This is a genomic window from Burkholderia sp. BCC0398 (assembly GCF_902833245.1).
In the GTDB taxonomy this organism is placed as follows: Bacteria; Pseudomonadota; Gammaproteobacteria; order Burkholderiales; family Burkholderiaceae; genus Burkholderia; species Burkholderia sola.
On the sequence record NZ_CADFEM010000014.1, the window covers coordinates 99,839 to 125,139 of the forward strand.

Annotated in this window: 33 protein-coding genes, 1 pseudogene and 1 riboswitch; of the genes and pseudogenes, 6 read left to right on the forward strand and 28 right to left on the reverse strand. The window is 65.6% G+C overall.

Annotated elements, in window-relative coordinates:
• Nucleotides 1-133: 133 nt before the first annotated feature.
• The 4 genes from HWX76_RS27500 to thiC form a co-directional block, all read right to left on the reverse strand.
• Complete coding sequence (locus HWX76_RS27500) at nt 134-1,060, reverse strand: DMT family transporter (protein ID WP_089488300.1); 927 nt, start codon at nt 1,058-1,060, stop codon at nt 134-136.
• A 152-nt stretch (nt 1,061-1,212) separates the two neighbouring features.
• Complete coding sequence (locus HWX76_RS27505) at nt 1,213-1,467, reverse strand: hypothetical protein (RefSeq protein WP_176016612.1); 255 nt, start codon at nt 1,465-1,467, stop codon at nt 1,213-1,215.
• A gap of 219 nt (nt 1,468-1,686) precedes the next feature.
• Nucleotides 1,687-1,899, reverse strand: a complete 213-nt coding sequence (locus HWX76_RS27510; protein ID WP_011545020.1) for a glycine zipper 2TM domain-containing protein — start codon at nt 1,897-1,899, stop codon at nt 1,687-1,689.
• 232 nt (nt 1,900-2,131) lie between these two features.
• Nucleotides 2,132-4,063, reverse strand: a complete 1,932-nt coding sequence (gene thiC, locus HWX76_RS27515; protein ID WP_050015108.1) for a phosphomethylpyrimidine synthase ThiC — start codon at nt 4,061-4,063, stop codon at nt 2,132-2,134.
• Between the two features lie 124 nt (nt 4,064-4,187).
• A riboswitch (TPP riboswitch) is annotated at nt 4,188-4,304 on the reverse strand.
• 282 nt (nt 4,305-4,586) lie between these two features.
• Between thiC and HWX76_RS27520 the strand changes: the two genes are divergently transcribed.
• From HWX76_RS27520 to HWX76_RS27530, 3 genes are all read left to right on the forward strand, one after another.
• Complete coding sequence (locus tag HWX76_RS27520; RefSeq protein ID WP_050015110.1) at nt 4,587-4,841, forward strand: pentapeptide MXKDX repeat protein; 255 nt, start codon at nt 4,587-4,589, stop codon at nt 4,839-4,841.
• 76 nt (nt 4,842-4,917) lie between these two features.
• Nucleotides 4,918-5,553, forward strand: a complete 636-nt coding sequence (locus HWX76_RS27525; protein ID WP_089488301.1) for a cytochrome b/b6 domain-containing protein — start codon at nt 4,918-4,920, stop codon at nt 5,551-5,553.
• Between the two features lie 27 nt (nt 5,554-5,580).
• Complete coding sequence (locus tag HWX76_RS27530) at nt 5,581-6,369, forward strand: molybdopterin-dependent oxidoreductase (RefSeq protein WP_050015114.1); 789 nt, start codon at nt 5,581-5,583, stop codon at nt 6,367-6,369.
• 25 nt (nt 6,370-6,394) lie between these two features.
• Here the strand turns inward: HWX76_RS27530 and HWX76_RS27535 are convergent, their stop codons facing one another.
• The 3 genes from HWX76_RS27535 to HWX76_RS27545 all read right to left on the reverse strand — a co-directional run bounded on the left by HWX76_RS27535 (nt 6,395) and on the right by HWX76_RS27545 (nt 7,425).
• The gene (locus HWX76_RS27535; protein ID WP_050015116.1) at nt 6,395-6,676 is read right to left on the reverse strand and encodes an XRE family transcriptional regulator; all 282 of its coding nucleotides are present in this window, start codon (nt 6,674-6,676) and stop codon (nt 6,395-6,397) included.
• Nucleotides 6,673-7,026 (reverse strand): type II toxin-antitoxin system RelE/ParE family toxin, encoded by a 354-nt coding sequence (locus HWX76_RS27540; RefSeq protein ID WP_050015118.1) that lies wholly within the window; start codon nt 7,024-7,026, stop codon nt 6,673-6,675. The genes HWX76_RS27535 and HWX76_RS27540 overlap by 4 nt, the downstream gene beginning before the upstream one ends.
• Nucleotides 7,027-7,227: 201 nt before the next feature.
• Entirely contained in the window at nt 7,228-7,425 is a 198-nt protein-coding gene (locus tag HWX76_RS27545; protein WP_176016593.1) for a hypothetical protein, read from the reverse strand.
• A gap of 108 nt (nt 7,426-7,533) precedes the next feature.
• Here HWX76_RS27545 and HWX76_RS27550 point away from each other — a divergent pair, with 108 nt between their 5' ends.
• Nucleotides 7,534-8,712, forward strand: a complete 1,179-nt coding sequence (locus HWX76_RS27550; RefSeq protein WP_050015120.1) for an EamA family transporter — start codon at nt 7,534-7,536, stop codon at nt 8,710-8,712.
• A gap of 22 nt (nt 8,713-8,734) precedes the next feature.
• Here the strand turns inward: HWX76_RS27550 and HWX76_RS27555 are convergent, their stop codons facing one another.
• From HWX76_RS27555 to HWX76_RS27565, 3 genes are all read right to left on the reverse strand, one after another.
• Nucleotides 8,735-9,934 (reverse strand): MFS transporter, encoded by a 1,200-nt coding sequence (locus HWX76_RS27555; protein ID WP_176016613.1) that lies wholly within the window; start codon nt 9,932-9,934, stop codon nt 8,735-8,737.
• Nucleotides 9,935-10,112: 178 nt separating this feature from the next.
• Nucleotides 10,113-10,937, reverse strand: coding sequence for a phosphodiesterase (locus HWX76_RS27560; protein ID WP_124629984.1), 825 nt, complete (start codon nt 10,935-10,937; stop codon nt 10,113-10,115).
• 83 nt (nt 10,938-11,020) lie between these two features.
• The gene (locus HWX76_RS27565) at nt 11,021-12,052 is read right to left on the reverse strand and encodes an ABC transporter ATP-binding protein (RefSeq protein WP_050015123.1); all 1,032 of its coding nucleotides are present in this window, start codon (nt 12,050-12,052) and stop codon (nt 11,021-11,023) included.
• Between the two features lie 92 nt (nt 12,053-12,144).
• Between HWX76_RS27565 and HWX76_RS27570 the strand changes: the two genes are divergently transcribed.
• Nucleotides 12,145-13,197, forward strand: a complete 1,053-nt coding sequence (locus HWX76_RS27570; RefSeq protein ID WP_050015125.1) for an RNA-guided endonuclease TnpB family protein — start codon at nt 12,145-12,147, stop codon at nt 13,195-13,197.
• A gap of 30 nt (nt 13,198-13,227) precedes the next feature.
• Here the strand turns inward: HWX76_RS27570 and HWX76_RS27575 are convergent, their stop codons facing one another.
• The 4 genes from HWX76_RS27575 to HWX76_RS27590 all read right to left on the reverse strand — a co-directional run bounded on the left by HWX76_RS27575 (nt 13,228) and on the right by HWX76_RS27590 (nt 17,101).
• On the reverse strand, nt 13,228-14,130 hold the full coding sequence (locus HWX76_RS27575) for an ABC transporter permease subunit (protein WP_089488303.1): 903 nt from the start codon (nt 14,128-14,130) through the stop codon (nt 13,228-13,230).
• Between the two features lie 10 nt (nt 14,131-14,140).
• On the reverse strand, nt 14,141-14,965 hold the full coding sequence (locus tag HWX76_RS27580) for an ABC transporter permease (RefSeq protein ID WP_050015128.1): 825 nt from the start codon (nt 14,963-14,965) through the stop codon (nt 14,141-14,143).
• 17 nt (nt 14,966-14,982) lie between these two features.
• Nucleotides 14,983-16,011 carry an ABC transporter substrate-binding protein gene (locus HWX76_RS27585; protein WP_124629988.1) on the reverse strand — a complete coding sequence of 343 codons (1,029 nt, stop codon included), beginning with the start codon at nt 16,009-16,011 and terminating at the stop codon, nt 14,983-14,985.
• 64 nt (nt 16,012-16,075) lie between these two features.
• A complete protein-coding gene (locus HWX76_RS27590; protein WP_176016614.1) occupies nt 16,076-17,101 on the reverse strand; it encodes a substrate-binding domain-containing protein in 1,026 nt (341 codons plus the stop codon).
• An 815-nt stretch (nt 17,102-17,916) separates the two neighbouring features.
• Here HWX76_RS27590 and HWX76_RS27595 point away from each other — a divergent pair.
• Entirely contained in the window at nt 17,917-18,954 is a 1,038-nt protein-coding gene (locus HWX76_RS27595) for a site-specific integrase (protein ID WP_176016615.1), read from the forward strand.
• On the opposite strand, the gene HWX76_RS27600 is transcribed toward HWX76_RS27595, so the two are convergent.
• The 14 genes and pseudogenes from HWX76_RS27600 to HWX76_RS27665 form a co-directional block, all read right to left on the reverse strand.
• On the reverse strand, nt 18,939-19,187 hold the full coding sequence (locus HWX76_RS27600; protein WP_176016616.1) for a hypothetical protein: 249 nt from the start codon (nt 19,185-19,187) through the stop codon (nt 18,939-18,941). The two genes, HWX76_RS27595 and HWX76_RS27600, sit on opposite strands and share 16 nt — an antisense overlap.
• A complete protein-coding gene (locus tag HWX76_RS27605) occupies nt 19,184-19,516 on the reverse strand; it encodes a DNA-binding protein (protein WP_176016617.1) in 333 nt (110 codons plus the stop codon). Before HWX76_RS27605 ends, HWX76_RS27600 begins: the two co-directional genes overlap by 4 nt.
• Nucleotides 19,509-19,919 (reverse strand): hypothetical protein, encoded by a 411-nt coding sequence (locus HWX76_RS27610; RefSeq protein ID WP_176016618.1) that lies wholly within the window; start codon nt 19,917-19,919, stop codon nt 19,509-19,511. The genes HWX76_RS27605 and HWX76_RS27610 overlap by 8 nt, the downstream gene beginning before the upstream one ends.
• Nucleotides 19,920-19,947: 28 nt before the next feature.
• Nucleotides 19,948-20,130, reverse strand: coding sequence for a hypothetical protein (locus HWX76_RS27615; protein ID WP_176016619.1), 183 nt, complete (start codon nt 20,128-20,130; stop codon nt 19,948-19,950).
• Nucleotides 20,127-20,417 carry a hypothetical protein gene (locus HWX76_RS27620; RefSeq protein ID WP_176016620.1) on the reverse strand — a complete coding sequence of 97 codons (291 nt, stop codon included), beginning with the start codon at nt 20,415-20,417 and terminating at the stop codon, nt 20,127-20,129. The genes HWX76_RS27615 and HWX76_RS27620 overlap by 4 nt, the downstream gene beginning before the upstream one ends.
• Nucleotides 20,414-20,668 (reverse strand): hypothetical protein, encoded by a 255-nt coding sequence (locus tag HWX76_RS27625; protein ID WP_176016621.1) that lies wholly within the window; start codon nt 20,666-20,668, stop codon nt 20,414-20,416. The genes HWX76_RS27620 and HWX76_RS27625 overlap by 4 nt, the downstream gene beginning before the upstream one ends.
• On the reverse strand, nt 20,665-21,141 hold the full coding sequence (locus HWX76_RS27630; protein WP_176016622.1) for a Lar family restriction alleviation protein: 477 nt from the start codon (nt 21,139-21,141) through the stop codon (nt 20,665-20,667). The genes HWX76_RS27625 and HWX76_RS27630 overlap by 4 nt, the downstream gene beginning before the upstream one ends.
• Nucleotides 21,134-21,640 carry a hypothetical protein gene (locus HWX76_RS27635; RefSeq protein WP_176016623.1) on the reverse strand — a complete coding sequence of 169 codons (507 nt, stop codon included), beginning with the start codon at nt 21,638-21,640 and terminating at the stop codon, nt 21,134-21,136. The genes HWX76_RS27630 and HWX76_RS27635 overlap by 8 nt, the downstream gene beginning before the upstream one ends.
• Nucleotides 21,641-21,731: 91 nt before the next feature.
• Entirely contained in the window at nt 21,732-21,980 is a 249-nt protein-coding gene (locus HWX76_RS27640; RefSeq protein ID WP_176016624.1) for a hypothetical protein, read from the reverse strand.
• Nucleotides 21,977-23,095 (reverse strand): hypothetical protein, encoded by a 1,119-nt coding sequence (locus tag HWX76_RS27645; protein ID WP_176016625.1) that lies wholly within the window; start codon nt 23,093-23,095, stop codon nt 21,977-21,979. The genes HWX76_RS27640 and HWX76_RS27645 overlap by 4 nt, the downstream gene beginning before the upstream one ends.
• A complete protein-coding gene (locus tag HWX76_RS27650; protein WP_176016626.1) occupies nt 23,088-23,366 on the reverse strand; it encodes a hypothetical protein in 279 nt (92 codons plus the stop codon). The genes HWX76_RS27645 and HWX76_RS27650 overlap by 8 nt, the downstream gene beginning before the upstream one ends.
• A 355-nt stretch (nt 23,367-23,721) precedes the next feature.
• Nucleotides 23,722-24,255 (reverse strand): annotated as a pseudogene (locus HWX76_RS27655) (reverse transcriptase); the annotation flags it as partial.
• 193 nt (nt 24,256-24,448) lie between these two features.
• Nucleotides 24,449-24,805 (reverse strand): four helix bundle protein, encoded by a 357-nt coding sequence (locus HWX76_RS27660; RefSeq protein WP_176016627.1) that lies wholly within the window; start codon nt 24,803-24,805, stop codon nt 24,449-24,451.
• 14 nt (nt 24,806-24,819) lie between these two features.
• A complete protein-coding gene (locus HWX76_RS27665) occupies nt 24,820-25,284 on the reverse strand; it encodes a DUF1566 domain-containing protein (protein ID WP_176016628.1) in 465 nt (154 codons plus the stop codon).
• Between the last annotated feature and the right edge of the window lie 17 nt (nt 25,285-25,301).

Here is a 25,301-nt window from a genome sequence, read left to right on the forward strand (position 1 = left end):
CGCCGTCAGACGAATGAAACGAATGCCCGCGCACCGCGGTGCGATCGGTGGCGCATCGGCCAACCCGCGTCGCGTCGCCACCGGCAGCGCCGCGCGACCGGCGGCGGTCCGTGCGCGCCCCGCGCGCCGATCGTCAGGTCGCCTCGCCGCCGCGCGGTCGGACGCCCGGAATCCGCTTGATCACGCCGGTGGCGAGCGCGGTGCCGACGAGCACGATCACGCAGCCTTCGATCATTACGGCCGACACGTGTTCGCCGAGGAACAGCGCGCCCCACAGCAGCCCGAACACGGGAATCACGAACGTGACGGTAATCGCGCGGGCGGGCCCCACATGCGCGATCAGGTAGAAGAAGATGAAATACGCGATGCCGGTGCACGCGACGCCGAGCGCGAGCACCGCGCCCCATGCGTGCACGCCGACCGGCGCGGCCGGCCACGTCGCGATCGCGAACGGCAGCAGCAGCACGGTCGAGCCGATCATGCTGCCGGCTGCGTTGACGAGCGGATCGACGCCGCTGAGCTTGCGTTTCGTATAGTTGGCCGCGATGCCGTACAGCAGCGTCGCGCCGAGTGCGGCCGCCGCGGCGAGCGCGGTCGCGCTGGCGCCCGTGTCGCCATGCGCGTTCGCGACCTGGTTCCACACGAGCGTGAGCACGCCGGCAAACCCGATCACGAGGCCGAGCGCGCGTGGCAGCGACAGCTTGTCTTTCAGCCACAGGTAAGCGACGAGCGCGCCCCACAGCGGCGTCGTCGCGTTGATCACCGACGTCAACCCGGCCGACAGCGTCAGTTCGGCGAACGCGAACAGGCAGAACGGGATGCCCGAATTCAGTGCGCCGACGACGAACAGCGGCCACGCATGACGGCGCAGCCGGGCGCCGAGATCGGCGGGTTTGAAGCGCGTCAGCGCGAAGCCTGCGAGAAACAGCGCGCCGATGCCCACACGCAGCGCCATCAGCGGCGCGACGCCGAAATCGACGACGCCGACCCGGATGAACAGGAAGGATGCGCCCCACAGGGCGGCGAGCACGGTCAGCAGGAAAGCGTTCTTGGGCGACATCGATCGGCGAGGGCGGGGACGGGATGCGAGGAATCTTACACCGCGCGACCGCACCGTCGTTTCATGATCGGATGAAACGACAAGAAACGGGAATTTCGCCGGTTTGCCGCCGGGCGGCGGCCGGCCGACCGCGTGCGGCGCGGCCGATCAGGTCAGTGATGACGCCAGCCGCCGCGTCCGCCGAAGCCGAAATTGAGCGACAGCGCCGGGCCCCAATAACCGCCCCATGCAGGCGCATACGCAGGCGCCGGATAGTAGTAGGCGAGGGCCGGATCGACATACACGGGCGCGGGCTGTACCGGCACCGGCGCCGCCGTGTAATAGCCGCCCGGATAATAGCCGTACGGGTAATAGCAGCCGGCAAGCGTCGTGCAGGCAAGCGCCGCGGCGACGAAGGTCCTGTTCATGATGTGTCTCCGGCGGAGCCGGCTATCGGCAGATGCTTGTAGCTTAGGCCGAGTACCGATGACACGGCATGAAAAACGGTAACCGATCATTTCCGGGCGCAGCGGCCGCGCCGGTTCCGGCAGGACATACGAAAACGGCGCTTCCGCACCGCGGAAACGCCGTTGGACCGGCCGGCCTGCGGCTGGGCGACGACGCCCAACCGGCCAATGTCGGACTCGTTACTTGCCGACCTGGTTACCGATGATGCCGCCGGCCGCCGCGCCGCCCAGCGTCGACAGCGCGTTGCCGCCGATCGCCGCGCCGGCGACGCCGCCGACACCCGCACCGATTGCCGTATCACGCTGGCGTCGCGACATCGAATCGCAGGCCGACAGGCTGGCCACCGTCGCGACGAGGAGCGCGCATACCCCAAAACGCCGAATCGAGTTCATGATCGTTGTCCTTGTGGTAGTGAACGGAAGGCGCACGACCGGCTGGCGGCCGCGCATGTCCCCAATCTACGCGCCGCCCCGCGCTGCTGCTGTAAGGACTTGTTAAGGCTCCCGCGGTTTCGTAATCAATTGTTTCGGGTCCGCCGGCAGGCACACGGCATGCGCAAAAAAGCCCGCTCGAAAGCGGGCTTCAGGCATCGCCAGAGGGGGCGGTGCGGCCCGCTGCGCGCGCTTACTGACGGTGATAGATCTCGGCGCCCGTCTTCACGAACTCGACCGCCTTGACCTCCATCCCTTTCTTCAGCGCCTCGGTTTCCGACACGCCCTGCTGCGCCGCGAATTCGCGCACGTCCTGCGTGATCTTCATCGAGCAGAAATGCGGGCCGCACATCGAGCAGAAGTGTGCGACCTTCGCCGAATCCTTCGGCAGCGTTTCGTCGTGGAATTCGCGCGCCTTGTCCGGATCGAGACCGATGTTGAACTGGTCTTCCCAGCGGAACTCGAAGCGCGCCTTCGACAGCGCGTTGTCGCGCACCTGCGCGCCCGGGTGACCCTTGGCGAGGTCGGCCGCGTGCGCGGCGAGCTTGTACGTGATGATCCCTTCCTTCACGTCGTCCTTGTTCGGCAGCCCGAGGTGTTCCTTCGGCGTCACGTAGCACAGCATCGCGGTGCCGAACCAGCCGATCATCGCGGCGCCGATGCCCGACGTGATGTGGTCGTAGCCCGGCGCGATGTCGGTGGTCAGCGGCCCGAGCGTGTAGAACGGCGCTTCCTTGCACCAGTCGAGCTGGAGATCCATGTTCTCCTTGATCAACTGCATCGGCACGTGGCCGGGGCCTTCGATCATCACCTGCACGTCGTGCTTCCACGCGATCTGCGTGAGCTCGCCGAGCGTCTTCAGTTCGCCGAGCTGCGCTTCGTCGTTCGCGTCGTAGATCGAGCCGGGACGCAGGCCGTCGCCGAGCGAGAAGCTCACGTCGTACGCCTTCATGATCTCGCAGATCTCTTCGAAGTGTTCGTACAGGAAACTTTCCTTGTGATGCGCGAGGCACCACTTCGCCATGATCGAGCCGCCGCGCGACACGATGCCCGTCATCCGGTTCGCGGTGAGCGGCACGTACTGCAGGCGCACGCCCGCGTGGATCGTGAAGTAGTCGACGCCTTGTTCGGCCTGTTCGATCAGCGTGTCGCGGAAGATTTCCCAGGTCAGGTCCTCGGCCTTGCCGTTGACCTTTTCGAGCGCCTGGTAGATCGGCACCGTGCCGATCGGCACCGGGCTGTTGCGGATGATCCACTCGCGCGTTTCATGGATGTGCTTGCCGGTCGACAGGTCCATCACCGTGTCGCCGCCCCAGCGGATCGCCCACGTCATCTTGTCGACTTCCTCGCCGATCGACGACGTGACGGCCGAGTTGCCGATATTCGCGTTGATCTTCACGAGGAAGTTGCGGCCGATGATCATCGGCTCGGATTCCGGGTGGTTGATGTTGGCGGGGATGATCGCGCGGCCGCGTGCGATTTCGTCGCGCACGAATTCCGGCGTGATCTCGGCCAGCGCGTTCGCGCCGAAGGCCGCGGCGCCGAACGCCTGGCCCGGGTGCTGGCGGCCCATCATCGCGGCGAGCTTCGCGCCGTTCGGGCCGCTCGACTTCAGGCTCTCGATGTATTCGGCGCGGCGCTGGTTCTCGCGGATCGCGATGTATTCCATTTCCGGCGTGATGATGCCCTGGCGCGCGTAGTGCATTTGCGTGACGTTCTTGCCGGGCTGCGCGCGGCGCGGGTTGCGGTGCAGGCCCGGGAAACGCAGGTCCGCCGTGGCCGGATCGGCCGCGCGCTCGAGGCCGTACTGGCTCGACAGGCCGGGGAGCACCTCGGTGTCGCCGCGTGCTTCGATCCAGCGCTGGCGCAGTGCGGGCAGGCCCGCGCGGATGTCGATCTTCGCGTCCGGATCGGTGTACGGGCCCGACGTGTCGTACACGTAGATCGGCGGATTCTTCTCGCCGCCGAAGCCGGTCGGCGTGTCGGCCTGCGTGATCTCGCGCATCGGCACGCGGATATCGGGCTGCGAGCCGGTGACATAAACCTTTCGCGAATTGGGCAGCGGCGCGACGGCAGCGGCGTCGACGTGCGCGTCGGCAGACAGAAACTTCGGATTGGCGTTCATGCAATCTCCTGTGCGGGCGCCGGGCAGGCGCGTCGGCGCTTGCCCGGAGCCCTTGACGAATGTGGGGCTCGAGCTAAGCAGGAGACGAGGCTTGGTGAGGCGGCGGATTTCGTCAGAAGGATGGCGGCGAAATCCGTACGCTTCCCTGCGCTGGCATTATCCAGATCAGGTTCAAAGGGTATTTCTCACCCGCAATGCCGGTTGTTTGACCGAACGCATTGCAGGACCCCCGCGTTAGCAAGGGCACACGATACACCGGCTTGGCGGCGGTTTCAACCGGGTCCGAAGCCGATGTCGGCGGGCAGCGGGCGGGGCGCGGACGCCGACGCCGACGCCGACGCCGACGCGGTGCGCCGCAGCAGGCGCGGCCGTCTATCCGCCGTGGCGCCCGGAACAGAAGGAGCGGGCAGTGCAGCATTTCCGTCCGTTGTTTCCCGTTTCGAAAAAATTTTCGACATCGCTGTCATTTCCGGCGGCGTCCTCCGTCTATTCGGCTCCCAAACCCATGTATCGGAGAGATGTCATGAAAAACGTATTCCTTGCCGCCTGCGTCGCCGCACTTGCCACGATCGCAACGGGCGCCCATGCGCAGAACGATGCGATGTCGAAGGACGGCATGTCGATGTCGAAGGACGCGATGGGCCACGACGCGATGGCGAAGGACGGCATGAAGAAGGACGGCATGAAGAAGCATGCGATGAAGAAGGATGCGATGGGCCACGACGCGATGAAGAAGGGCGACGCGATGAAGAAGGACGCCATGAGCCCGTCGAACTGACGAATGCGTGCGGGGCGCGGGCGGCCGGTCATCGGCGCGCATCGCGTCCCGTCGCCTCATTCCGGGAGTCATCATCATGCAAACGGTTCCTGTCACCGATCGTGCGAGCGTGCCGCCGCCCGCGCCGACGACGATCCATCCGCGGTGGGTGCGCGCGAGCCACTGGCTCAACGCGCTCGCGGCGATCCTGATGGCGCTGTCCGGCTGGCGCATCTACGACGCGTCGCCGATCTATCCGTCGTTCACGTTCGCGCACGGCATCACGCTCGGCGGCTGGCTCGGCGGCGCGCTGCAATGGCATTTCGCGGCGATGTGGCTGCTGGTCGGCAACGGGCTGTTCTACCTCGCGATGTCGATCGCGACGGGGCGCTTCGCACGCAAGCTGCTGCCCGTGACGCCCGCGTCGGTGTGGCGCGACGTGCGCGCCGCGCTCGGCGGGCGGCTGTCGCACGACGACCTGAGCGTCTACAACGCGGTGCAGCGTGCCGCGTACCTGACCGCGATCGTCGATCTCGTCTTGTTGGTGCTGTCCGGGCTCACGATCTGGAAATCGGTGCAATTCCCGTTGCTGCGCGAGCTGTTCGGCGGCTACGACAACGCGCGTATCGTGCACTTCTGGGCGATGGCGCTGCTCGTCGCATTCGTCGTCGTTCACGTCGCGATGGCGTTGCTGGTGCCGCGCTCGCTGCTCGCGATGCTGCGCGGCCGCTGACCCGCTTCGCGGGCGAAGGAAATCATCATGTCGGAATCCGAAAAATCCCGCGGCGAGCCGCGCTGGACGCTCGACCGGAAGTCGCTCGAGCTTGACGTGCGCCGCGAACTCGAGATGCCGTCGCGACGGCTCTTCAACCGGCGCGTGCTGACGCTCGGCGGCCTTGCGATGCTGACCGGCTGCACGCTGCAGGATGACGCATCGGTCAACACGTTTCTCGAAAAAGTGTCGCGCATGAACGATCGCGTGCAGGCGTGGCTGTTCAACCCGAACCAGCTCGCGCCGACCTACACCGAAGCCGACATCACGCGGCCGTTTCCGTTCAACGCGTACTACGGGATCGACGAAGTGCGGCACGTCGACGCGTCGACGTACCGGCTGGTGCTGTCGGGCCGCGTGACCGGCAAGCGCGTGTGGACGCTCGACGAGTTGTATGCGCTGCCGCACGCGGAACAGATCACGCGGCACATCTGCGTGGAAGGGTGGAGTGCGATCGGCCGCTGGGGCGGCACGCCGTTCGGCGCGTTTCTGGCGCGCGCCGGTGCCGATACGCACGCGAAATACGTCGGCTTCAAATGTGGGGACGACTACTACGAGAGCATCGACATGCCGACCGCGCTGCATCCGCAGACGTTGCTCGCATTCGAGTACGACGGCCATCGTCTGCCGCCGGAATACGGTTTCCCGATGAAGCTGCGGATGCCGACCAAGCTCGGCTACAAGAACCCGAAGCACATCATGGAAATCTTCGTGACCGATACGTTTCCGGGTGGCTACTGGGTCGATCAGGGCTACAACTGGTTCGGCGGATCGTGAGCGATGCGCGGGGCATGCGCGTGCGTCATGCGGATTCGCGCACCTGCAGATCGACGCGCAGGCCGACGGCCGCGGCCATGTTCACGAGCGCGTCGAGCCCGAACAGGTTGATCTTGCCGCGCATCAGGTCGGACACGCGCGGCTGCGTGACGCCCAGCTGCTTCGCGGCTTCGGCCTGACTCAGTTCGAGCCGCGCGATGCGCTGCTTGAGCGCGATCATCAGTTCGGAGCGCAGCTTCATGTTCGCGGCCTCCGCTGGCTCGCTTTCGATTGCGTCCCAGACGTTCGCGTAACGTTCATTGGTCATTGTTTCAACTCCATCATCAACGACCGGTACCGGCGGGCGGCGAGGTCGATATCGGTCTTGTTCGTGCGCGACGATTGCTTGCGGAAGCAGTGCAGCACGTAGACGGCTTCGGCGAACGTCGCGACGTAGACGATCCGGAAGGCGCCGCTCGCATCGCGCAGGCGAATTTCCCGCACGCCGATGCCGATGGTGCGCATCGGTTTCCAGTCGTCGGGCGCGAGGCCACGCTGCACCTGGTCGATCTGGTGGCCGGCTTCGCGCCGCGCGGGCAGCGGAAAGTCGCGGAGATCGGCCAGCGCGGTGCCGACGAAAACGACCGGCTTCGGCGGAAGGATATCTGAATTATACAAAATCTTGTATGGCGGTGTGAGTATCGGAAAGAGGCTGCTCACGGCAATGCGCGAGCATGCCGTCCGTCACGATAGACGCGCCGCGAAGCGCCGGCGCACTTGACTGGTCGTCCGGCCGATGCTGGATCAACGGCTGCGAATGGCGACGAGGCGGGTCGCCCACGCGCCGGTTATCCGCCCCCGCGTATCCGGCCCCGCATTTCACCCGTCCTTCGCGCGAAAAATGTCGCGCCGAAACATCAGTCGATATCTTTCAGACAGGTCTGACGATGCTTTCGAATCCTTGATGCCATAATGCCGAGCGTGTGCAGCCGCGCGGTTGCGCACGTTTTTTTTGCCCCGTTTTTGCCCTTTTGCCGCCGCTTGCCGGTTCTCTTTCGTCGCCGTTCGCACTGCCATGTCGTCCCGCACGTTCGCTCTGCCTTCCCGGTCCCGCATGGACCGTTTGCCGGCATCGCCGGCGCCTTTCAGCGGAGCACGCGGCGTGACGTGCGAGCGGGTGACTCGATGACGCCGCTCGACCGCCTCCTCGATTTCCTCGCCCGTTTTTCGTTCCGGATCCGCCTGCCGCAAAGCCGCGGCGGCCGCGTGGCGCTCGCGCTCGTCTTCATCTATTTCGTCTGGGGTTCGACCTACAGCGGGCTGCATTTCGCGCTGCAGTCGTTCCCGCCGCTGCTGCTGTCGGGGTTGCGCAACCTGCTCGGCGGGATCGGCCTGTTCATCTTCGCGCTGCGGCGCAAGCCCGAGTGGCCGACGCTCGTGGAAATCCGCAACTCGGCGATCGTCGGCACGATGCTCGTCGCGCTGTCGTCCGGCACGATCGCGCTCGGCATGCGCACGGTCAGCAGCGGGTCGGCCGCGGTGATGGTCGCCACTGTGCCGCTGTTCGCGACCGTGATCGCGGCGGTGGCCGGGCGGCCGGTGACGAAGGGCGAATGGGCGGCCGTCGCGCTCGGGATGGTCGGCATCGTCGTGCTGAATTCGGGCGGCGCGCCCGCCGCGAACTCGGCGCTCGGCACGATCTGCGTGCTGGCCGGCGCGCTGTTCTGGGCGGGCGGCGCGCATCTCGCGACGCGGCTCAAGCTGCCGTCGGACCTGTTCCTGTCGACGTCGCTGCAGATCGGCCTCGGCGGCCTGATGTCGACGATCGTCGCGTGGCTGCTCGGCGAACGCGTCGAACAACTGGCCGTCGGGCCGGTGTTCGCGTTCGTGTACCTGATGGTGTTCTGCACGATGGCCGCGTACGTTGCGTACGGCTACCTGATCCGCCACACGAGCCCGATCATCGCGAGCAGCTGCATGTACGTGAACCCGATCGTCGCGGTCGCGCTCGGTGCGCTGCTGCTGGGCGAACCGGTGACGATGGCGACCGTCGTCGCGACCGTCGCGATCCTCGGCAGCGTCGGATTGTCGTTCGTGTTCGACCCGGCGCGCCGGCCCGCGGCGGCCGCTGCTGCCGGTTCGCCGGCCATGGCGGCCGAGCAGGCGGTGACGGCGGACGGTTCGCCTGTCGCCGAGCCGGTCGCCACGCAGGAGGCGGCGCCGATCCTCGCGCCTTCCGCCGTCCCGCTCGCGGTGCCAACGCCCGCGGCAGTGATGGATCCCGCCGCGGTGATCGACCCGGCCCCGGCGTTCGCGCCGCCGCCCGTCGCCGCGGAGCCGGCCGCGTCGCGCACCGACGCGTGACGCCGCGGTGGCCCGGTCGTGCTCAGCCGCGCCTGCCGCCGCGATGGTGGGACCAGCCGGCGAGCGCGGTAAACAGCAGGCCGGCTGCGCACATGCCGGTCCAGCCGAACGCGCGCCATGCGGCGACGCCGGCCGACGAGCCGAGCGCGCCGCCGATGAAATAGCACACCATGTACACCGTGTTCACGCGGCTGCGCGCGTCGGGCTTCAGCGCATAGATGCGCGACTGGTTCGAGATCTGCGCGGCCTGTACGCCCACGTCGAGCACGATCACGCCGATCACCAGCCCGACGAGGCTCGAACCCGACAGCGCGAAGATCACGAACGACAGCGCGAGCAGCGCGATCGCGAGCGAGATGATCGCGCGCGGGCCGCGGGTGTCCGCAAAGCGGCCTGCATACGGCGCGGCGAGCGCGCCCGCGGCCCCGACGATCCCGAACAGGCCGGCGGCCTGCGGGCCGAGATGGAACGGCGCGCCGGCGAGCAGCAGCGTGAGCACCGGCCAGAACGCGCTGAACGCCGCGAACAGCGCGGCGCCCGTCAGCGATGCCTCGCGCAGCCCGCGCAACTCGACGGCCAGATGCCACATCGAGCCGAGCAGCTTGCCGTATGACAGCGTCGACGTCGGCGAGCTGCGCGGCAGCCGCAGCACGATCACGATAGCGAGCGCGACGAGCGCCGCGACCGACGCGGCGAACACCGCGCGCCAGCCGAAATACTCGGCGACGAAGCCGGCGGCGGTACGCGCGAGCAGGATGCCGAGCAGCAGGCCGCTCATCACGGTGCCGACCGCGTGGCCGCGTTCGGCCGGCGGCGCGATTTCGGCGGCGAACGGCACGGCCTGCTGCGCGATGGTCGCGAGGATGCCGATCGCGAGGCTCGCGAGTGCGAGTACGACGAGCGACGGCGCGGCGGCCGCCGCGATCAGCGCGATCGACAGCGCGGCGATCTGCAGCAGGATCAGCCCGCGGCGATCGAAGCGGTCGCCGAGCGGCGCGAGCAGGAACATGCCGGCCGCATAGCCGAGCTGCGTCGCGGTCGGCACCACGCCGATCCATGACGCGCTGTCGGGGAAGGACGAGCGGAAGCTGTCGAGCAGCGGCTGGTTGTAATAGATGTTCGCGACCGATACGCCTGCGATCGTCGCAAGCAGCAACAGCAGGCCGCGCGAGTAGTGGGGCGAGGGGGTGTCGGTCGGACGGTCGGTCGAGGCAGTGGACATGGCGGCGGCGACGGAGTGGGGCGGCGCGGCAGCGGCGCACGCGTCGGGTGCGCAGTCAGGCCGGGCGCCGGTCGAGGCTGCCGATCATACCGGAGCGACGCGAATCCTGCCGGCCGCATAACCGGTATAACGGGCACAACCGGCCGGCCGCCCCCGTCACGGCACGCGCTTCACGTCGTCAGTCGACCAGCTCGCCCGTCGGCTCGTAGAACGGATACGGTCCGGCGCCTTCGTCCACATAGACGTGATGCGACGTCATCCCCGTATCGGGCGCATGACGATGGACCGCGAACGCCGGCGGTTCGAGCCGGAATGCGGACGGCCCATCAACCCGCAAGTCGAAGGCGACCTGATGCGCGGGCGACGGCACCGCGCACGCGAGCGTGCCGCCGAAGCGCGTGAACATCGTGCGGTGCACGTGACCGCACAGCACGCGCTCGACGTTCGGATGGCCGCGCAGCAGCGCATCGAGTTTCGCGGCGGCGGCGGGCGCGAGACGCAGCTTGTCCATGTGCCCGATGCCGGACACAAACGGCGGGTGATGCAGCGCGACGATCACCGGCCGGTCGCGCGCGGCGTCGAGCTGCGTGGCGAGCCACGCGAGCCGGGCGTCGCACAGGTCGCCGTGGCTCGCGCCCGGCACCTGCGAATCGAGCGCGAGCACGCGCACCGCGCCGACGTCGAGCGCGTACTGCACGAATTCGCCGTCCTGCAGCTCGGCGCGATCGGCGAATGCGCGGCGCAAACCGGCGCGGTCGTCGTGATTGCCGATCATCAGGTAATACGGAATCTCGAGCGCGTCGAGCAGCCCGCGCAGGTTGCCGTACTCTTCGTCGTGGCCGAAGTCGGTCAGGTCGCCGGTGACGAGCACGGCGTCGGGGCGCGGCACGAGCGCGTTCAGTTTCTCGATACAGCGCGCGAGCGCGGCCGCCGTGTCGACGCGCCGGTACGCGAGCTGGCCCGGCCGCTTGATGTGGAGATCGCTGATTTGAGCAAGCAGCATCGTCGTTCCTCGGAATCGTCTGGTTGTTGTCGCGGCGGCGGGCGCCGCGTGGGGTGCTGCGTGGATGATGCCCGATCGACGGCTTACGCGCCGAGCGCGATCAAGCCTTCCGGCGCGATCGTGAGGCCGACCGCCGTGCCGCGCGCAAGCGCGACGCGGCCCGGCACGTCGATCACGAGCGCGTCGGGCGCCGCATGCTCGATCGTGAGCCGCGTGCGTTCGCCGAGGAACGCGCACGCACCGACCGCACCGCGCAGCGATGCATGCGCAGGATCGGCGAGCTGCGCATCCTCGGGGCGGAAGAACCATTCGTCGGCCGCATGCGGCGTGGCGATCGCGCCGCCCGTCGTTTCGAGCGCGCCGTTGCGCCACTGGCCCGCGAGCCGGTTCAGCGTGCCGATGAACTGCGCGACCGTGCGGTTCGCGGGCTGGTAGTAGATCTCGCGCGGCGTGCCGATCTGCTCGATGCGGCCCGCGCCCATCACGACGATCCGGTCGCCGAGCTCCATCGCTTCGGCCTGGTCGTGCGTCACGTAGACGGTCGTCACGCCGAGCTCGCGCAGCAGCGCGTTCATGTCGCGACGCAGCACGTCGCGCAGCTTCGCGTCGAGCGCGGTCAGCGGTTCGTCGAGCAGCAGCACGCGCGGGCGCACCGCGAGCGCGCGCGCCAGCGCGACGCGCTGCCGCTGGCCGCCCGACAGTTGATCGACCGGCTTGTCCGCATGGGCATCGAGCCGCATCATCGCGAGCAGTTCGTCGACGCGCTCGCGCAGCGTACGCGGCTCGGTCTTGCGGATCTTCAGCCCGTAGCCGACGTTGCCGCGCACCGTCAGGTTCGGAAACAGCGCGTAGTTCTGGAACACCATGCCGACTTGCCGGCGTTCGATCGGCAGTGCGGTGACGTCGTCGTCGCCGAACGCGATCGTGCCGCCGGCGTCCGGCGTGTCGAGTCCCGCGATCAGGCGCAGCGTGGTCGTCTTGCCGCAGCCGGACGGCCCGAGCAGCACGAGCGTTTCGCCGGCGCCGATCGACAGGTCGAGCGGTTCGAGCACGCGTGTGCCGCGGAACGTCTTCGCGCAGCCGGTCAGGGTGATGGGAGTGGAATCGAGTTTCATCAGAATTTGCTCCGAGAAACCCCGCCATTGATGGCGGGAAGGAAAGGCGTGCTGTTGACAGGCAGCTTCTTCCACGGGTTAGGATCACCGGCATGATCCTTGTCTACCGCTACCGGGTGAAGTCGCTCAACGGACTGCTCAACAAGCAGAGCCGCGCGGTGAACTACGTCTGGAACTTCTGCAACGACACGCAGAAGCACGCGCTCAAGTGGAACAAGAAGTGGCCGACCGGTTTCGACTTGAATGTGCTCACCACTGGTAGCAGTAAGGAACTTGGCATCCACTCCGGCACGATCAACGCGACGTGCGAGCAATACGTGAAGTCGCGCAGTCAGCGCCGTCGGCCCTACCTGCGCTATCGCGGCAGGAAATCGCTCGGCTGGGTGCCGCTGAAGGGCCGCGACCTGAAGCGCGAGGGTGACGCGTTCCGTTTCGCCGGCAACACGTTTCGCGTGTTCAACAGCCGAGCGCTTCCCGAAGGCAAGATCAAGGACGGGACCAACTTTGCGCAAGATGCACGCGGCAACTGGTTTCTGAATATCGTGATCGAGATGCCGGATGTTCAGGCTCGTCCGATCCGTTCCGGTGTTGGCATCGATCTCGGCCTGAAAGACTTCGCCACACTTTCGACCGGCGAAAAACTGCCGAATGACCGGTTCGGCCGACGCGCGGCGGAAAAGCTCGCGAAAGCGCAACGGGCGCGAAAGCACAAGCGGCATATCGCGAAGCTGCATGCCAAGGTCGCGAATGCCCGTGCCGATTTCCAGCATAAGCTCGCGCTCGATCTGGTGCGGCGGTTCGATTACATCGTGGTCGGCAACGTGTCGGCCGCGAAGCTCGCCAGAACCAGGATGGCGAAGAGCGTCTACGACGCATCCTGGTCGTCCTTCCGGAACAAGCTCCGCTACAAAGCGATCGCGCACGGAGCCACGTTCGAGGAAGTCGACGAAAGCGGTTCTACCCAGTCCTGTTCGTCGTGTGGGTCGAAAGACAGCACGACGCGGCCGAAAGGTATCGCGGGACTGCGAATAAGAGAGTGGGCCTGCAGTGGATGTGGTGTCGTGCATGATCGTGATATCAACGCTGCGCTGAACATTTTCCGATGCGGACGTGCATCGCCAGGTGTGGGAATCCTCCGCCTTTAGGCGGACGAGGACGTCAAGTCTGCGAAAATTTCAGCGCGGGCGCTTCTTCAGCGCGCGCGTACCGGACGGATCGACGCCGAGCCACTGCATCGCGACGAGCAGCGGCAGCGTCATCAGCAGGAACAGGATCGTGTACGCGCTGCCGACTTCGAGGCGCAGCGATGCATAGGTATCGGCGAGCCCGACCGGCAGCGTCTTGGTGTCGGGCGTATGCAGCATCCACGTGAGGTTGAACTCGCCGATCGACAGCGTGAGCACCGCGAGCGCACCGGCGACGATGCCCGGCCGCAGGTTCGGCAGCACGATCGTGACGAAGCGCGTGACGAACGATGCGCCGAGGCTCGCCGCGCCTTCCTCGAGCGTGCGCAGGTCGGCGCCGGCCGCGACGGCCGCGACCGCGCGCACCATGAACGGCAGCGTGAACACGACGTGGCCGACGACGATGAACCACAGGCTCATCCGGAACGCGGTGAAGCCGCCGTACACGACCAGCAGCGCGAGCGCCGAAGCCAGCCCCGGCAGCGCGACCGGCAGCACGAGCGCTTCCTCGATCGCCCGAGCGATGCGACTCTTGCTGCGCGCGAGCGCATAGCCGGCCGGCACGCCGACCGCGAGCACGATCGCGAGCGTCGCGAACGCGACGTAGAGCGACAGCGCGACCGAGCCGTGATACTGCTGCCACACCTGCTCAAGCCAGCGCAGCGTGAGGCCGCTCGACAGGCCGCGGAAATAGTTGACGGTCAGCCCCGCGAGCACCGACGTCACGACGGGCACGATCAGGAACGCGCACAGCAGCAGCGTGACGCCCCATTGCAGCGCGGCGATCGCGCGCGCGCCGGCGACCCGCGGCGCATGCCGGGCGGCGCGTGTCGCGTGCAGCGGCGCTGGAGCGGGTGCCGGTGACGGCGTGGAAGAGCCGGAAAGCGATTGCATGCGTAAATCCTCAGGCCGCGGCGGCGGCGGTGTGACCGGTGAAGCGACGCGCGAGCGCGAGCACGGCCCAGGTGACGATGCCGAGCACGATCGACAGGCCGGCCGCCGTCGCGATGTTCGCGTTCAGCGTGAACTCGGTATAGATCGTCATCGGCAGCACGTTCAGGTCGGTGGCGAGCGTGAACGCGGTGCCGAACGCGCCCATCGCGGTCGCGAAGCAGATCGCGCCGGCCGCGACCAGGCCCGGCGCGAGCGCGGGCAGCACGATGTCGACGAAGATGCGCCATGGCGACGCGCCGAGCGAACGCGCGGCTTCCTCGAGCGACGCGTCGAGCTTCGACGCGGCCGCGATCACGGTGACGATCACGCGCGGAATCGAGAAGTACAGGTAGCCGATGAACAGGCCGGCCACCGAATACGCGAATACGAACTTGTCGCCGGTGAGTTTCGCCGACAGCATGCCGATCAGCCCCTGGCGCCCGGCGAGCATGATCACCATGAAGCCGACCACGACACCCGGGAACGCGAGCGGAAACGTGAGCAGCGCGAGCAGCACGCGCTTGCCGGCGAATTCGCGGCGCGCGAGCAGCAGGCCGGAGATCGTCGACAGCGCGAGCGTCGCGAGCGTGACGCCCGCGGACAGCGCCACCGTCTCGCCGAGGCTCTTCATGTAGCGCGCATTGCCGAGCAGTGCCGCGTAGTGCGAGAAGAAAGCGCCGTCGGCGGACACCTGCACGAGCGACGCCATCGGCAGCAGCCAGAACGCGGCGAATACCGCCAGCGCCGGCGCGACGAGCGCGATGCGCCAGCGCAGCGGAAAAGTCAGGTCGAGCATCGGTTGCGTCCCGCGGCTTACTGCATGATCTGCAGGTACTGCTGGCCGAACGCCTGCTGGCCGGCCGCCATCTTGCCGAAGTCGACCGGTTTCGCCCGCGCGTATTCGCTCGCCGGCAGGAACTTCGCGGCGATGTCGGCGCCAAGCGTCTGCGCGCGCACCGGGCGCAGGTATGCGTTGGCCCACAGCTTCTGGCCTTCGTCCGACAGCACGAAGTCGAGCACCTTCTTGCCGTTCGCGTCGTGCGGCGCGCCCTTCACGAGGCTCATCACGTACGGCACCGCGATCGTGCCTTCCTTCGGAATCACGAACTCGACGTTCGCGTTGTCCTTGTATTTCGCGCGATACGCGTCGAAGTCGTAGTCGAGCAGGATCGGAATCTCGCCGGACAGCACGCGTGCATAGGCCGTTTGCTTCGGCACGATCGGCGCGTTGGCCTTGAGCTTGCGGAACCAGTCGAGGCCCGGCTTGAAGTTGTCGAGGCTGCCGCCGAGCGCCTGGTTGACGGCGACCGCGCCCGCATAGCCGACGAACGCGCTCGACGGATCGAGATAGCCGACCATGCCCTTGTATTCGGGCTTCAGCAGGTCGGCCCACGAACGCGGCACCGGCTTGCCGTCGAGCGCGTCCTTGTTCACGAAGAAGCCGAGCGTGCCCGAGTGGATCGCGAACCAGTAGCCTTGCGGGTCCTTCAGGTTCGCGGGGATGTCGTTCCAGTGCGCGGGTTTGTACGGCGCGATCACGCCCTTGTCCTTCGCCTGGAATGCCGACGACACGCCGAGGTAGACGACGTCGGCCACCGGGCTCTTCTGCTCGGCGATCAGCTGCGCGATCGCCTGGCCCGAGTTCTTGTTGTCGGACGGCACGCGGATGCCGGTCTTCTGCTTGATCGCGGCGATCTGCGCGGCCCAGTCGGCCCATTCGGGCGGGCAGTTGTAGCAGATCGCCGTTTCGTCGGCATGGGCAGCGGGGGCGCCGGCGACGAGCGCGGCAAGGGCGAGCGGCGCGGCAAGCGTGCGCAGCAGCGAGGTCAGGCGAAAGGACACGGTGAATCTCCGGGCGAGTGGTGTGGTACGGGGTGATCGGTTGCGTCGCGCGTGCGTGTTGCGATCAGGCGTTGCGCAGTTGCAGGTCGGTGGCGGGCGGAGCAATCGTCGCGCCGTCGCGCACCGCATGCGGCAGGATCATCGGCGTGCGGTCGATCGGCGCGCCGCCGATGCATTCGACGAGACGCTGCCACGCGTGGCGGCCGATGTCGCGGTTCGGCGTCGCGACGCTCGCGAGCGGCGGCGCAAGCAGCTCGCCGATCGCGATCCCGTCGAAGCCGAGCACCGACAGGTCGTCGGGAATCGAGAAACCCGCGCGGCGCAGGCCGCGCATCACGACCATCGCGAGCAGGTCGTTGCTGCAGAAGAGCGCGGTCGGGCGCGTGGCGTGCGCGGTGAGATGCGCGAGCACCGCATCGGGCAGCTCGGGCGCGTTGAAGTCGACTTCGACGGGCGGCAGCGGCGCCACGCCGACTTCCTCGAGCGCCTGCGCATAACCGAGATGACGCTGGCGCGCGCGATCCGACGCGGCGAGCGAACCGGCCAGCATCAGCACGCGGCGATGGCCGTGCGCGGTCAGCCGTTGCACGCCGTCATACGCGGCGCGGCGGTTGTCGACCGACACCGATGGACGGCGCTGCGTGTCGTTGTGCATCAGCACGTAATGCGGGCCGTCGCGGTCGAGCATGTCGAGCAGCGGATGCGTGTCCGCATCGGCGACGGTGAGGATCAGCCCTTCGACGCGCTGCTCGCGCAGCGTCTCGATCGCATGACGCTCGCGCGCCGCGTCGTATTCGGTCGTCATCAGGATCAGCTTGAAACCGGCCGCGGTCGCGAGTTCGTCGATGCCTTGCAGGCAGTCGGCGAACACCGGGTTCGACAGCGTCGGCACGACGACGCCGACGAGCCGCGTGCGCTCGCCGCGCAATTGCCGGCCGAGCGGGCTCGGGCGGAACTGCAGCGTGTCGATGGCGGTGCGGATCGTCTGCAGCGTGGCGGGGCTGACGGTATGCGGCGCGTTGATCGCACGCGAAACGGTGGCGATCGAGAAGCCCGCGAGGGCGGCGACGTCCTTGATGGTCGAGGTCATGAAGTCATGCGATGTAAACGTTTTCGGCCGGGGAATTATCGAAAACGTTTGTGACTTCGCGATGACGCACGCGACGCTTGTTTCGCGAGAAGCACGATACAAACGTCAGACCGTTGGGGCCGTGGGACGACGCGCGGTCGATTGTATCGGGGCAGGTCGCGGGGCGGGACGAAATCGGCGGGCCGTGTGGAGTCGGTGTCGTATCGGCGTCGAACGCTGAGGAAGAAGCGATGCGATGACGGCCGGTGTCGCGATGCGGCACGGCGGAATAAGGGAACGCATGCGCCAAGCAATGGTAGAATCGCGTCCGCCCTCTTGCCGGGGTGATGAAATTGGTAAACATAGCGGACTTAAACGATTGAGTGCCCGGCCGGAAACGGTCGGTGCAGAACCCTTCAAATTCGGCGAAACCCCTGATGTGCGCATCGAGGCAACGCCGAGCCAAGCCTCGCGGCATCCGCGAGGAAGGTGTAGAGACTAGACGGGGGGCGCCTAAGGCGCATGGGCAGCGGTCATGCCCGCGCGCGACGGTGAAGGCATAGTCCAGCGCACGAACGGCTCGCGTACGCGCCGCCGGCTTTGAAAGAAGCAGTGTGACGAAAATCCGCCGCCTTAACTGGCTTGCCGGTTCGAGTCCGGTCCCCGGCACCATCCAATTCTGTAGCGAAAGCTATCCTGCCTGTAGCAAACCCAATCCTATCAAGGCTTTCCGTGCTATCTTCCCGCTCCGGGAAGGTAGCCGCGTTGTAGCGAAAACAAGCCGTTTTTGCACCCGCGTGCACCAGAAATGCACCACGATTTGCACCAGGGGCAGTATGGCGACATACACGAAGCGCGGCAGCGTCTGGCGCGCGCAGGTACGACGCAAGGGCGTGAGCGTATCGGAGACGTTCCAGAGCAAAGCGGATGCTGTCGCCTGGGCGACACGGATCGAGCACGAAATCAACGTCGGCAAGCTGACGCCGGGCACGAAGCACACGCTCGCCGATGCGCTCCGCGAGTATGAAAAGCGCGTCAGCCCAACGAAGCGCACCGCGCGCTGGGAGGCGATACGCTTCGCCGCGTTCATCCGGGATTTTCCTGACCTGGCTGCGATGCCGCTCGCCGATGTGACGGCCGAGCACATGGGACGATGGCGCGACGCGCGGCTTGCCGGCGACGAGAGCGCGGGCCGCGGCAAGGTCGGTACGGCGACGGTGCTGCGTGAGATCAACTTGCTGTCGCACGTCTTCACGACCGCGCGAGACGAGTGGAAGTGGATCACAGAAAGCCCGCTCACCGGTATGCGCCGGCCGACAGAGCCGGAGCCGCGGAAGCGGCGAATTACGGATGAGGAGGTCGAGCTGCTGCTCGAGCGGCTTGGCTATCACACGGATGAGACTCCGGCCACGAAGTCGGCGCGGATCGGTGCCATGCTCGTGTTCGCGATCGAGACGGCGATGCGGGCCGGCGAGATCGAGGGGATGACGTGGAATGAGGTCGACCTGGAAAAGCGCTATGTGCACCTGCCACGCACGAAAACTGGCGTCGCGCGCGATGTCCCGCTGTCGCCGCGCGCGCTGGCAGTGCTTGAGCAGCTTGGCCCGCTGAGAAAGGAATTCGAGGGGAATGTGTTTGGTGTCGATGCGCCGGCGCGCGATGCGCTATTTCGGAAGGCGAAGACGGCCGCAGCACTGAGCGACCTGCATTTCCATGACGCGCGCCGTGAGGCGCTGACGCGGCTGTCGAAGATCTTCAATGTGATGGAGCTGGCGAAGATCAGCGGCCACCGGGATCTGCGTATCCTGCAGGCCGTCTACTACGCCCCGCATGCCGCTGATCTTGCCGACAAGCTCCATCAGGCTTCGACGTGAGACTCGGCCCACGCGATCACGTCTTTCGCGCGCCAAAGCGGGCGGGCGCGCTCGGTTGCGCTCTTGCCCGACGGAATTCGGATCGGCCGCGGGAACCCTTCCTGCGTGATGATCCACTGCCGCGTGTGCTGCTCGCTGCGATGCAGGTAGGCGGCCAGCTCGGCCAGATCCCATAGCGCGTGCGGCGTAAGGCGCGCAGCGATTTCTTGAGCCAGTTCGGTGATTTCAGTCATCGTGCCCTCGTGGTCATAGCAAGCTCGACGCGGCGGCTGATCTCGCGATCGTAGCCGGCGAGCGTGGATTGCAGGTTCGGTGCGAGGCGCGGCCCGGCGGCCGGCGTGTCGAGTGGGGCGCGTGGTGCGGCGACCGGTGTCAGCTCGTATGCCGTGTCCGTCGTGACGCGCCGATCGATCCGGATGCGGCCGGCGTAGAACAGCGTGTCGAGGAAGCACTGCACGAACGCCGTCGACGTCTGGAGTTCGGTCGCGATCTGCCGCGCGGTGTGCGTCCCGGTTGCGAGGACGCCAACCACAGCAGCGCTGTTGATGCGGCGGCTAGACATGGCTGTCTCCCTTCTCTCCATTGGGGGCGGTCTTTAATCTTGCAATGTCGCCTGCTGCGTCCACTCTTCCGTTCGCGTATCCACGCCAGAAATCGTTATCGTTCGGCAGCATTGCGCTCCTTTGAAGTGCGGCCTGCCTGCATTCCTCGATGATCGCCTCCCTGTCGGGAGTGGTACGGCGGCCGGCTTGCTCCAGCACAGCGCGTTCCGCGAAGGAGCGCGCGAGCGTCAGCGAATGGGCCCCATCAAGGGATTGGAGAATTCGCGCAAGTTCACGCATACGGCCATTCCTGAGCAAAGTCGAATCGCTCCATTCGAGCAGCTCTTCGGCCAATTCTTGCACATGCTCACGGGCATATGCAGTCGCGGCGTCGCGGGCCTCTTTTAGTTCTCTCTCAGTCACGTTGTGGCTCCTTGTTGAGGCCGCGCCGTCATGCGGGTTTCGTGATCATGTGACGGCAGACCGGGCACTCGATTCGCAGGAAATCACCGTCCCGCTGATCGTTGACGTGCTCGGCCTCGCGTTGCTCGAACTCGACCGTCGATCGGCAGTGGTAGCAAACCGCCTGGTGAACGCGGTTCTCGGGAACGCTTCCGCGATGGATGATCTTCATGGCTTGCTCCGGGTGAGGGCGTAGAGCGGAACGCTGTGCTCGTCAGGATTGCCGACTGCAACTGAGTACGCGTGAGCGAACGTCTCATTCGTTTTGAAGCGCTCCAGATCGCTCGGGAACATGTGTGCAGCCGGCTCCCCGCAAACCTTCTCCAGCCACGCCTCTTCAATCGCCTCATACAGCTTCACGAACGACTCGGACGACAGCTTGTCGCGGTCGCCGTTCTCCTTCAATGTCTTGCGGACGATCTTGAGGATCTGGTCGCGCGTCAAAATCGGTTCAGTCATTGGTCTTCTCCCACACGAACCCATCCCTTGCCGGTCGCTTTGATATGCCCGGCTTTGCGCAGCGCCTGGAGACGACGATCAAGAACGCGCCAGTCGTCGACGCCGTAACGCGAACGCTTCGTGCCTGCTTCTTTGGCGTGCCGGTCGCATTCGGTCATGAGTGCGCGACAGCCGCGCAGTTGAGTGAAAGAGACGGGCGCATCGCCGATCTGCGCGAGAATCAGGGAGTCGAGTTTTTCGTATTTGGTCATTGGCCTTCTCCTGCGCGGGCGGCGATAGCGGCACGAAGCGCTGACGCCGTGTGGGGCACGTCGAGCGCGTCAAAGTAGGCCGCCACGTCAAACGCAAACTCCGGAGTGACAGGGGCGCGCCCGAACTCCATCGCCGACAGCTTCGCGGGAGTCGTCAGCAGCGCGGTCGTCATGTCCATCAGCGTAACGCCAGCTACGATGCGCAGCGCACGGACAAGCATGCCGTATGGCGTGAGCGGATTCGTGAGGCTCGGCTGTTCTTCCGTCACCTCGGCGCGCGGCTCCAGATGGCCCGGATGGGCGCGACGGTTCCAATCGGCGATGGCTACGACCTCCATATCGTCGGCCGGCCCTTCGGCGAGGCAGTCGGGGCAATAGACGAACTTCCACTTGCCGATTGTCGTGGTGGATATGGTGCAATTCGTACCGCCACAGAACGGGCACGGCAGCAGGTCCGTCAGCGTCTTATTCATGCTTGGCTGCCTCCAAATTCGATTCGACCCATTGGCGCATGCGCTGCCAACGCATGGCGCCAAGACGATCCTCCGGGATGCGCTCGTATTTTTCGAACACATGCTTTCCCCATTCCGGATACCAAGGGCGAACCGGGCCGCACAGCACGAACGTGACGGGTTCGAACGGATAGAGCCTTTCATCGTTCTCGTAGACGATCTCACGGACCATAGCCGGCGCGATATTGAATGCTGCGGCGACGGCATCCCAATCGTCCGGGTCTATCGGCGCCATGTCCATACCGCGAGCGTGGCCCAGCGCGCCGAGGGTGCAGAACTGCCCGTCTTCGTTCACGAGCGATTCAGCCGCAAGCGACTTGACTGGCATTGCATCGAGCGCCGCGGCAAGCTCTCGCAATGCCGCTTGACCGCGCTTGCCGCTGATCGCTCGATGTACTGCACCCCTCCAGAGGCCAAGAGTGCCGTCCTCGTCCTCGTCCGTATATCCGCTTCTGCTCATTGCTTGGCTCCTTTACCCGTCCCATCGCACCACGGGCATTGCTCGTATTTACCGAGCCAGCCCGATCCGCCGCAGTGTCTGCAAACGCATTTCATGATTGCTTGGCTCCTTCGTCGAGTGACGCATCGCGAGCGGCTTCGAATGCTTGACGTTTGATGCTGACGACGAAAACCACGTTCTCCCATTCACCGGTGGCAATGTCGCGCATCGAGACGCAATCGGTTCCGAATGAGACTTCCACGTAGCCGCGCTTCTGCTTTCCACCCGTGATCGAATCGGCCAGGAATTGCACACCGACGTTATCAACGCCGACGCGCTGGATCAATTCATCGAGTTTCATTGCTTGTCACCTTTGAGAAGGGCGCGGAGCGCGTCGGCCAGCTTCGCATCACCGCTGACCTCCATGTCATCGGCGACGAGCAGCAAGTCCATGCGCTGACGTTCGGTCAGCCCCTGCCGAGTGGCGACCTGCGCGGGCGGGGCGGTGTAGAGCCTGTCGCCAATGTTCAGACGGGCTTTCGCCTTGATGGTGTACAGATCCGGTTTTTCTCGCGCCTCGTGCGTTTCAGTGACGATCGCCACCGCCTCTTGCCCCGCTGCCGCTGCGGGCTGCGATGCTGACGCGCGGGCAGCGCACCATGCCTGTCGTGCGACTTCCATGTGGGTCATTTCGCTAACGATGTGCCCGACTTCACGATCACCTGCTATCTCGGTAAGCCAGTGGTCGATGGTTGGATAGGCGTATGCCGCCCGCTCGAAGGCCCCATTGCCCGTGCCTTCGAGCGGGGCGGAGGGTGCGGGGTGCGATGTGAGGATCGAATTTCGGCAATCATTCCAGCCATCCACGTATGCGCACTTCACGTCGTGCTGGTCGCCATCTTCCGTATAGCCTCCGTAGTACTTCGGATCGGGAAGTTTCGCCTTCGTTACCGCTTCGATAATCCCAGCCTGCCACGCGATGTATTCGTCAGGAGTGCATGGCTCGCCGTCGATGAAATACTCGATGGCAGGCTTATAGATGCCGCGCAGGACATATAACGGCGAATACGCTGCTGGCATTTCACCGGCCGGCGCTGCTTCGTGCTGCGCATCCGCTGTATCACGCGCATAGTCGCTGGTGAACCCCTCGTGGCCTTCGCCTTCCTCGGGGTTGTCCGCAAGGTGCTGCGCGGCCTCGATCGCTCCGATGCCCGTTTGCCAGTAGATGCAGCGGTTGTCGATAGCCCACGATTGAAGGTCGTCGTTCTCATGGTTGAGCCATTGCTCGCACAGCTCCCGCGTAGGTTTGCGGCGGCAGAGCAGGCCCAACGCACCAACGAACCGGTCGATGTAGGCCGTCGCGCCCGGCAATTCCAGCTCGTCCCGGCGGCTCATCGCCTCGCTACTGAACGCGCGCTCCATTCCGGAGGCCGGAGCTGCTTCGTGCTGCTCGACAGGGGATGCGGCGTTATCCATGATTCGCTCCTTCAAGGTCTTTCTCGGCCAGTTCGCAGAAGATGCCGCACTGGATCGACAATTCTTTTTGATAGTCGCCGACGTCCGGCGGCAATTCGTCGAGAAACACGCGTTCCTCTCCGACCTTCACCAGCTTTACGCCCAGACGGCGACTTAGCTTCGCCATGCGATCGAATTGAGGGGGGAAGTCGACGCGAATCTTGTTCCAGTACCCGGCGCCGCCCTTGACGCATCCGATGCAGTTGTTGTGCAAGTAACCGAGCTTGTACATCGTCGGGATCTCGATTCCGGCTCGGTCGATGATCGCAAGGCAGTCGTCGTGCGTTATGCCTCTTTCGACCAGAATCGGCCAAATCAGAACGTCATTGTTTCCGTCGATGAACTGGTCGACTCGGCCTTGTTCCTCGGCTGAGTAACCGAACACGTGCATATCCCCATGGCGTTGGAATGCCTCTCGGACGTGCTTCTTCAGGGCCCGCGTGCAAGCAGCGCCGCGCACGCCTGCGATATACCGCTCTTTCTCGAAAACGGTATAGATCGATGATCCGAACTTTTCGCTGATCAGCCGAGTGATCGGAACACCAAACCAGCGCTCGCAATCGGCGGCGAAGCGCGCGTTGTCCGGATGGCTCGGAGATCTTCGCGAGCAACAGATCGAGCAGAATCCGCTTGTCGATGCTGACGAAGAAGTTGGCGAGGTCGCACTTCAGGTAAAACGCGCGCCGCGACCAGTTCTGCGTGATCGAGCGCACCTTCGATTCCAGACGCTCGGCGGCGTATAGCGTGCCTCGGCCCTTGATGCAGGCACAAGAATCGGCGATGAACGACCGTTCGAAGCGCGGCCCGATCCGGTTGTAAAGCAGGTGGTGCACGATGCGATCGCGAAACGCAGCCGCCCAGACTTCGCGCGGCTTCGGTCGCGTGATGACGAAGCACTTCGAGCGGCCTGGCATGTAGCTGCCGTCGGCCAGCTCGTCGTACAGACGTCGCAGGTTGCGTTCGAGCCGCATTTCGAACGCAAGCGCTGCATTGCTGTTTCGCTTCGTTCGCCGGCAGTCGAGATACGCTTCGACCAGCTCGGCGAACGAAAATGGCCCTCGATCTGCGGACGGCGCGGGCGCGCAACTCGTTGTTCTGGTGGTTGTTGTTCTGGTTGCCATTGTTGAAGTTCTGGTACCACGCCCAGCTGGAGGTATCGTGCGATCTACGTCGCCCGGCCGATTTCTCAGCCGGGAAACTGCGCTGGACCTTTCCGCACGCCGGCGGCCGGTTTCCTCATTGCGCATGGCGGTGGCCTTGTGAGCCAGCGGCACGACCAGATTGATATATCGCTCAGCCGCGAAGGCCTTGACCTTAGCGGAGCGGGCGATGGTTTGCGGCGTTTTTCCAGCCGGTAGCCTGCTTCCCGATGCTGGTCGTCTTCTCGACGGCAGCTGCGTAGCCGTCACGTGCGATCAGGCGCTTGTCCATGCTGAGACGAAGCAAAAGCTCGATCACCTGCAGACGCTCGAGCAATTCGACGAGGTGGGGTGCCTTGTCGGCTGCGACGTTCGCGCGAAACACCAACACCATGATCTCGATGCACTCCGCGCTGATCTTCTCGCCGATGCTGCGCTTGAAGTCGCGGGGCATGTTCTTGACCAGGTTGGTAACGTCATCGAGCAGCCCGTAGGCCGCTCGATATATCGGGAGTTGGTTGTGCAGGGCCACGGTGGGTCAAATGATCAAAAAACTGAAGGGATAAATCTGCGGACGGCGCGGGCGCGCAACTCGTTGAGCTGGGGGCAGTTGCCCTGGCCGCCATTGAGGAAGCCCTGGTACCACGCCCAGCCGGAATTCGATTCGTGGCGTTCACCGGACCAGTAATAGGTCGGCTCGAACTCGCCCTTCAGATTGGCGAACAGGAGCGATTGCTCCCGCCGCGTCGGCAGTTCGCCGCCACGTTCGGCGGCCCATGCCTTCGCCGCCTCCCAATCCAGATCTTCGGCCTCCCCCGGCAGGAGAATCAGATAGTGGCTCAACGATCCGTCTTCGAGAAGAATCTGGCCGGCGATGCGCTCGCCGGCCGCGAGCGGGATGGTGACGGCGTCGACGTGGTACTCGGTTGCTCTCGGCTGCTTCTTGAACTCGTCGTTCATCGCGCCGATGCGCGCGTGATCTGCTTCGATCTGTTCCAGCGTGATTGTCATTGCATGCTCCGATTGTG

Bases quoted from the DNA above. Each gene is read 5' to 3' on its own strand.
- HWX76_RS27615 (WP_176016619.1), bottom strand. From the start codon at position 20,130: ATGAAGATCATCCATCGCGGAAGCGTTCCCGAGAACCGCGTTCACCAG.
- HWX76_RS27620 (WP_176016620.1), bottom strand. From the start codon at position 20,417: ATGACTGAACCGATTTTGACGCGCGACCAGATCCTCAAGATCGTCCGC.
- HWX76_RS27565 (WP_050015123.1), bottom strand. From the start codon at position 12,052: ATGAAACTCGATTCCACTCCCATCACCCTGACCGGCTGCGCGAAGACG.
- HWX76_RS27650 (WP_176016626.1), bottom strand. From the start codon at position 23,366: ATGTACAAGCTCGGTTACTTGCACAACAACTGCATCGGATGCGTCAAG.
- HWX76_RS27595 (WP_176016615.1), top strand. From the start codon at position 17,917: ATGGCGACATACACGAAGCGCGGCAGCGTCTGGCGCGCGCAGGTACGA.
- thiC (WP_050015108.1), bottom strand. From the start codon at position 4,063: ATGAACGCCAATCCGAAGTTTCTGTCTGCCGACGCGCACGTCGACGCC.
- HWX76_RS27590 (WP_176016614.1), bottom strand. From the start codon at position 17,101: ATGACCTCGACCATCAAGGACGTCGCCGCCCTCGCGGGCTTCTCGATC.
- HWX76_RS27545 (WP_176016593.1), bottom strand. From the start codon at position 7,425: ATGGCAGTGCGAACGGCGACGAAAGAGAACCGGCAAGCGGCGGCAAAA.
- HWX76_RS27535 (WP_050015116.1), bottom strand. From the start codon at position 6,676: ATGACCAATGAACGTTACGCGAACGTCTGGGACGCAATCGAAAGCGAG.
- HWX76_RS27640 (WP_176016624.1), bottom strand. From the start codon at position 21,980: ATGAAACTCGATGAATTGATCCAGCGCGTCGGCGTTGATAACGTCGGT.
- HWX76_RS27510 (WP_011545020.1), bottom strand. From the start codon at position 1,899: ATGAACTCGATTCGGCGTTTTGGGGTATGCGCGCTCCTCGTCGCGACG.
- HWX76_RS27580 (WP_050015128.1), bottom strand. From the start codon at position 14,965: ATGCTCGACCTGACTTTTCCGCTGCGCTGGCGCATCGCGCTCGTCGCG.
- HWX76_RS27525 (WP_089488301.1), top strand. From the start codon at position 4,918: ATGCAAACGGTTCCTGTCACCGATCGTGCGAGCGTGCCGCCGCCCGCG.
- HWX76_RS27635 (WP_176016623.1), bottom strand. From the start codon at position 21,640: ATGAGCAGAAGCGGATATACGGACGAGGACGAGGACGGCACTCTTGGC.
- HWX76_RS27500 (WP_089488300.1), bottom strand. From the start codon at position 1,060: ATGTCGCCCAAGAACGCTTTCCTGCTGACCGTGCTCGCCGCCCTGTGG.
- HWX76_RS27630 (WP_176016622.1), bottom strand. From the start codon at position 21,141: ATGAATAAGACGCTGACGGACCTGCTGCCGTGCCCGTTCTGTGGCGGT.
- HWX76_RS27505 (WP_176016612.1), bottom strand. From the start codon at position 1,467: ATGAACAGGACCTTCGTCGCCGCGGCGCTTGCCTGCACGACGCTTGCC.
- HWX76_RS27520 (WP_050015110.1), top strand. From the start codon at position 4,587: ATGAAAAACGTATTCCTTGCCGCCTGCGTCGCCGCACTTGCCACGATC.
- HWX76_RS27600 (WP_176016616.1), bottom strand. From the start codon at position 19,187: ATGACTGAAATCACCGAACTGGCTCAAGAAATCGCTGCGCGCCTTACG.
- HWX76_RS27645 (WP_176016625.1), bottom strand. From the start codon at position 23,095: ATGGATAACGCCGCATCCCCTGTCGAGCAGCACGAAGCAGCTCCGGCC.
- HWX76_RS27555 (WP_176016613.1), bottom strand. From the start codon at position 9,934: ATGTCCACTGCCTCGACCGACCGTCCGACCGACACCCCCTCGCCCCAC.
- HWX76_RS27570 (WP_050015125.1), top strand. From the start codon at position 12,145: ATGATCCTTGTCTACCGCTACCGGGTGAAGTCGCTCAACGGACTGCTC.
- HWX76_RS27625 (WP_176016621.1), bottom strand. From the start codon at position 20,668: ATGACCAAATACGAAAAACTCGACTCCCTGATTCTCGCGCAGATCGGC.
- HWX76_RS27575 (WP_089488303.1), bottom strand. From the start codon at position 14,130: ATGCAATCGCTTTCCGGCTCTTCCACGCCGTCACCGGCACCCGCTCCA.
- HWX76_RS27530 (WP_050015114.1), top strand. From the start codon at position 5,581: ATGTCGGAATCCGAAAAATCCCGCGGCGAGCCGCGCTGGACGCTCGAC.
- HWX76_RS27665 (WP_176016628.1), bottom strand. From the start codon at position 25,284: ATGACAATCACGCTGGAACAGATCGAAGCAGATCACGCGCGCATCGGC.
- HWX76_RS27605 (WP_176016617.1), bottom strand. From the start codon at position 19,516: ATGTCTAGCCGCCGCATCAACAGCGCTGCTGTGGTTGGCGTCCTCGCA.
- HWX76_RS27560 (WP_124629984.1), bottom strand. From the start codon at position 10,937: ATGCTGCTTGCTCAAATCAGCGATCTCCACATCAAGCGGCCGGGCCAG.
- HWX76_RS27550 (WP_050015120.1), top strand. From the start codon at position 7,534: ATGACGCCGCTCGACCGCCTCCTCGATTTCCTCGCCCGTTTTTCGTTC.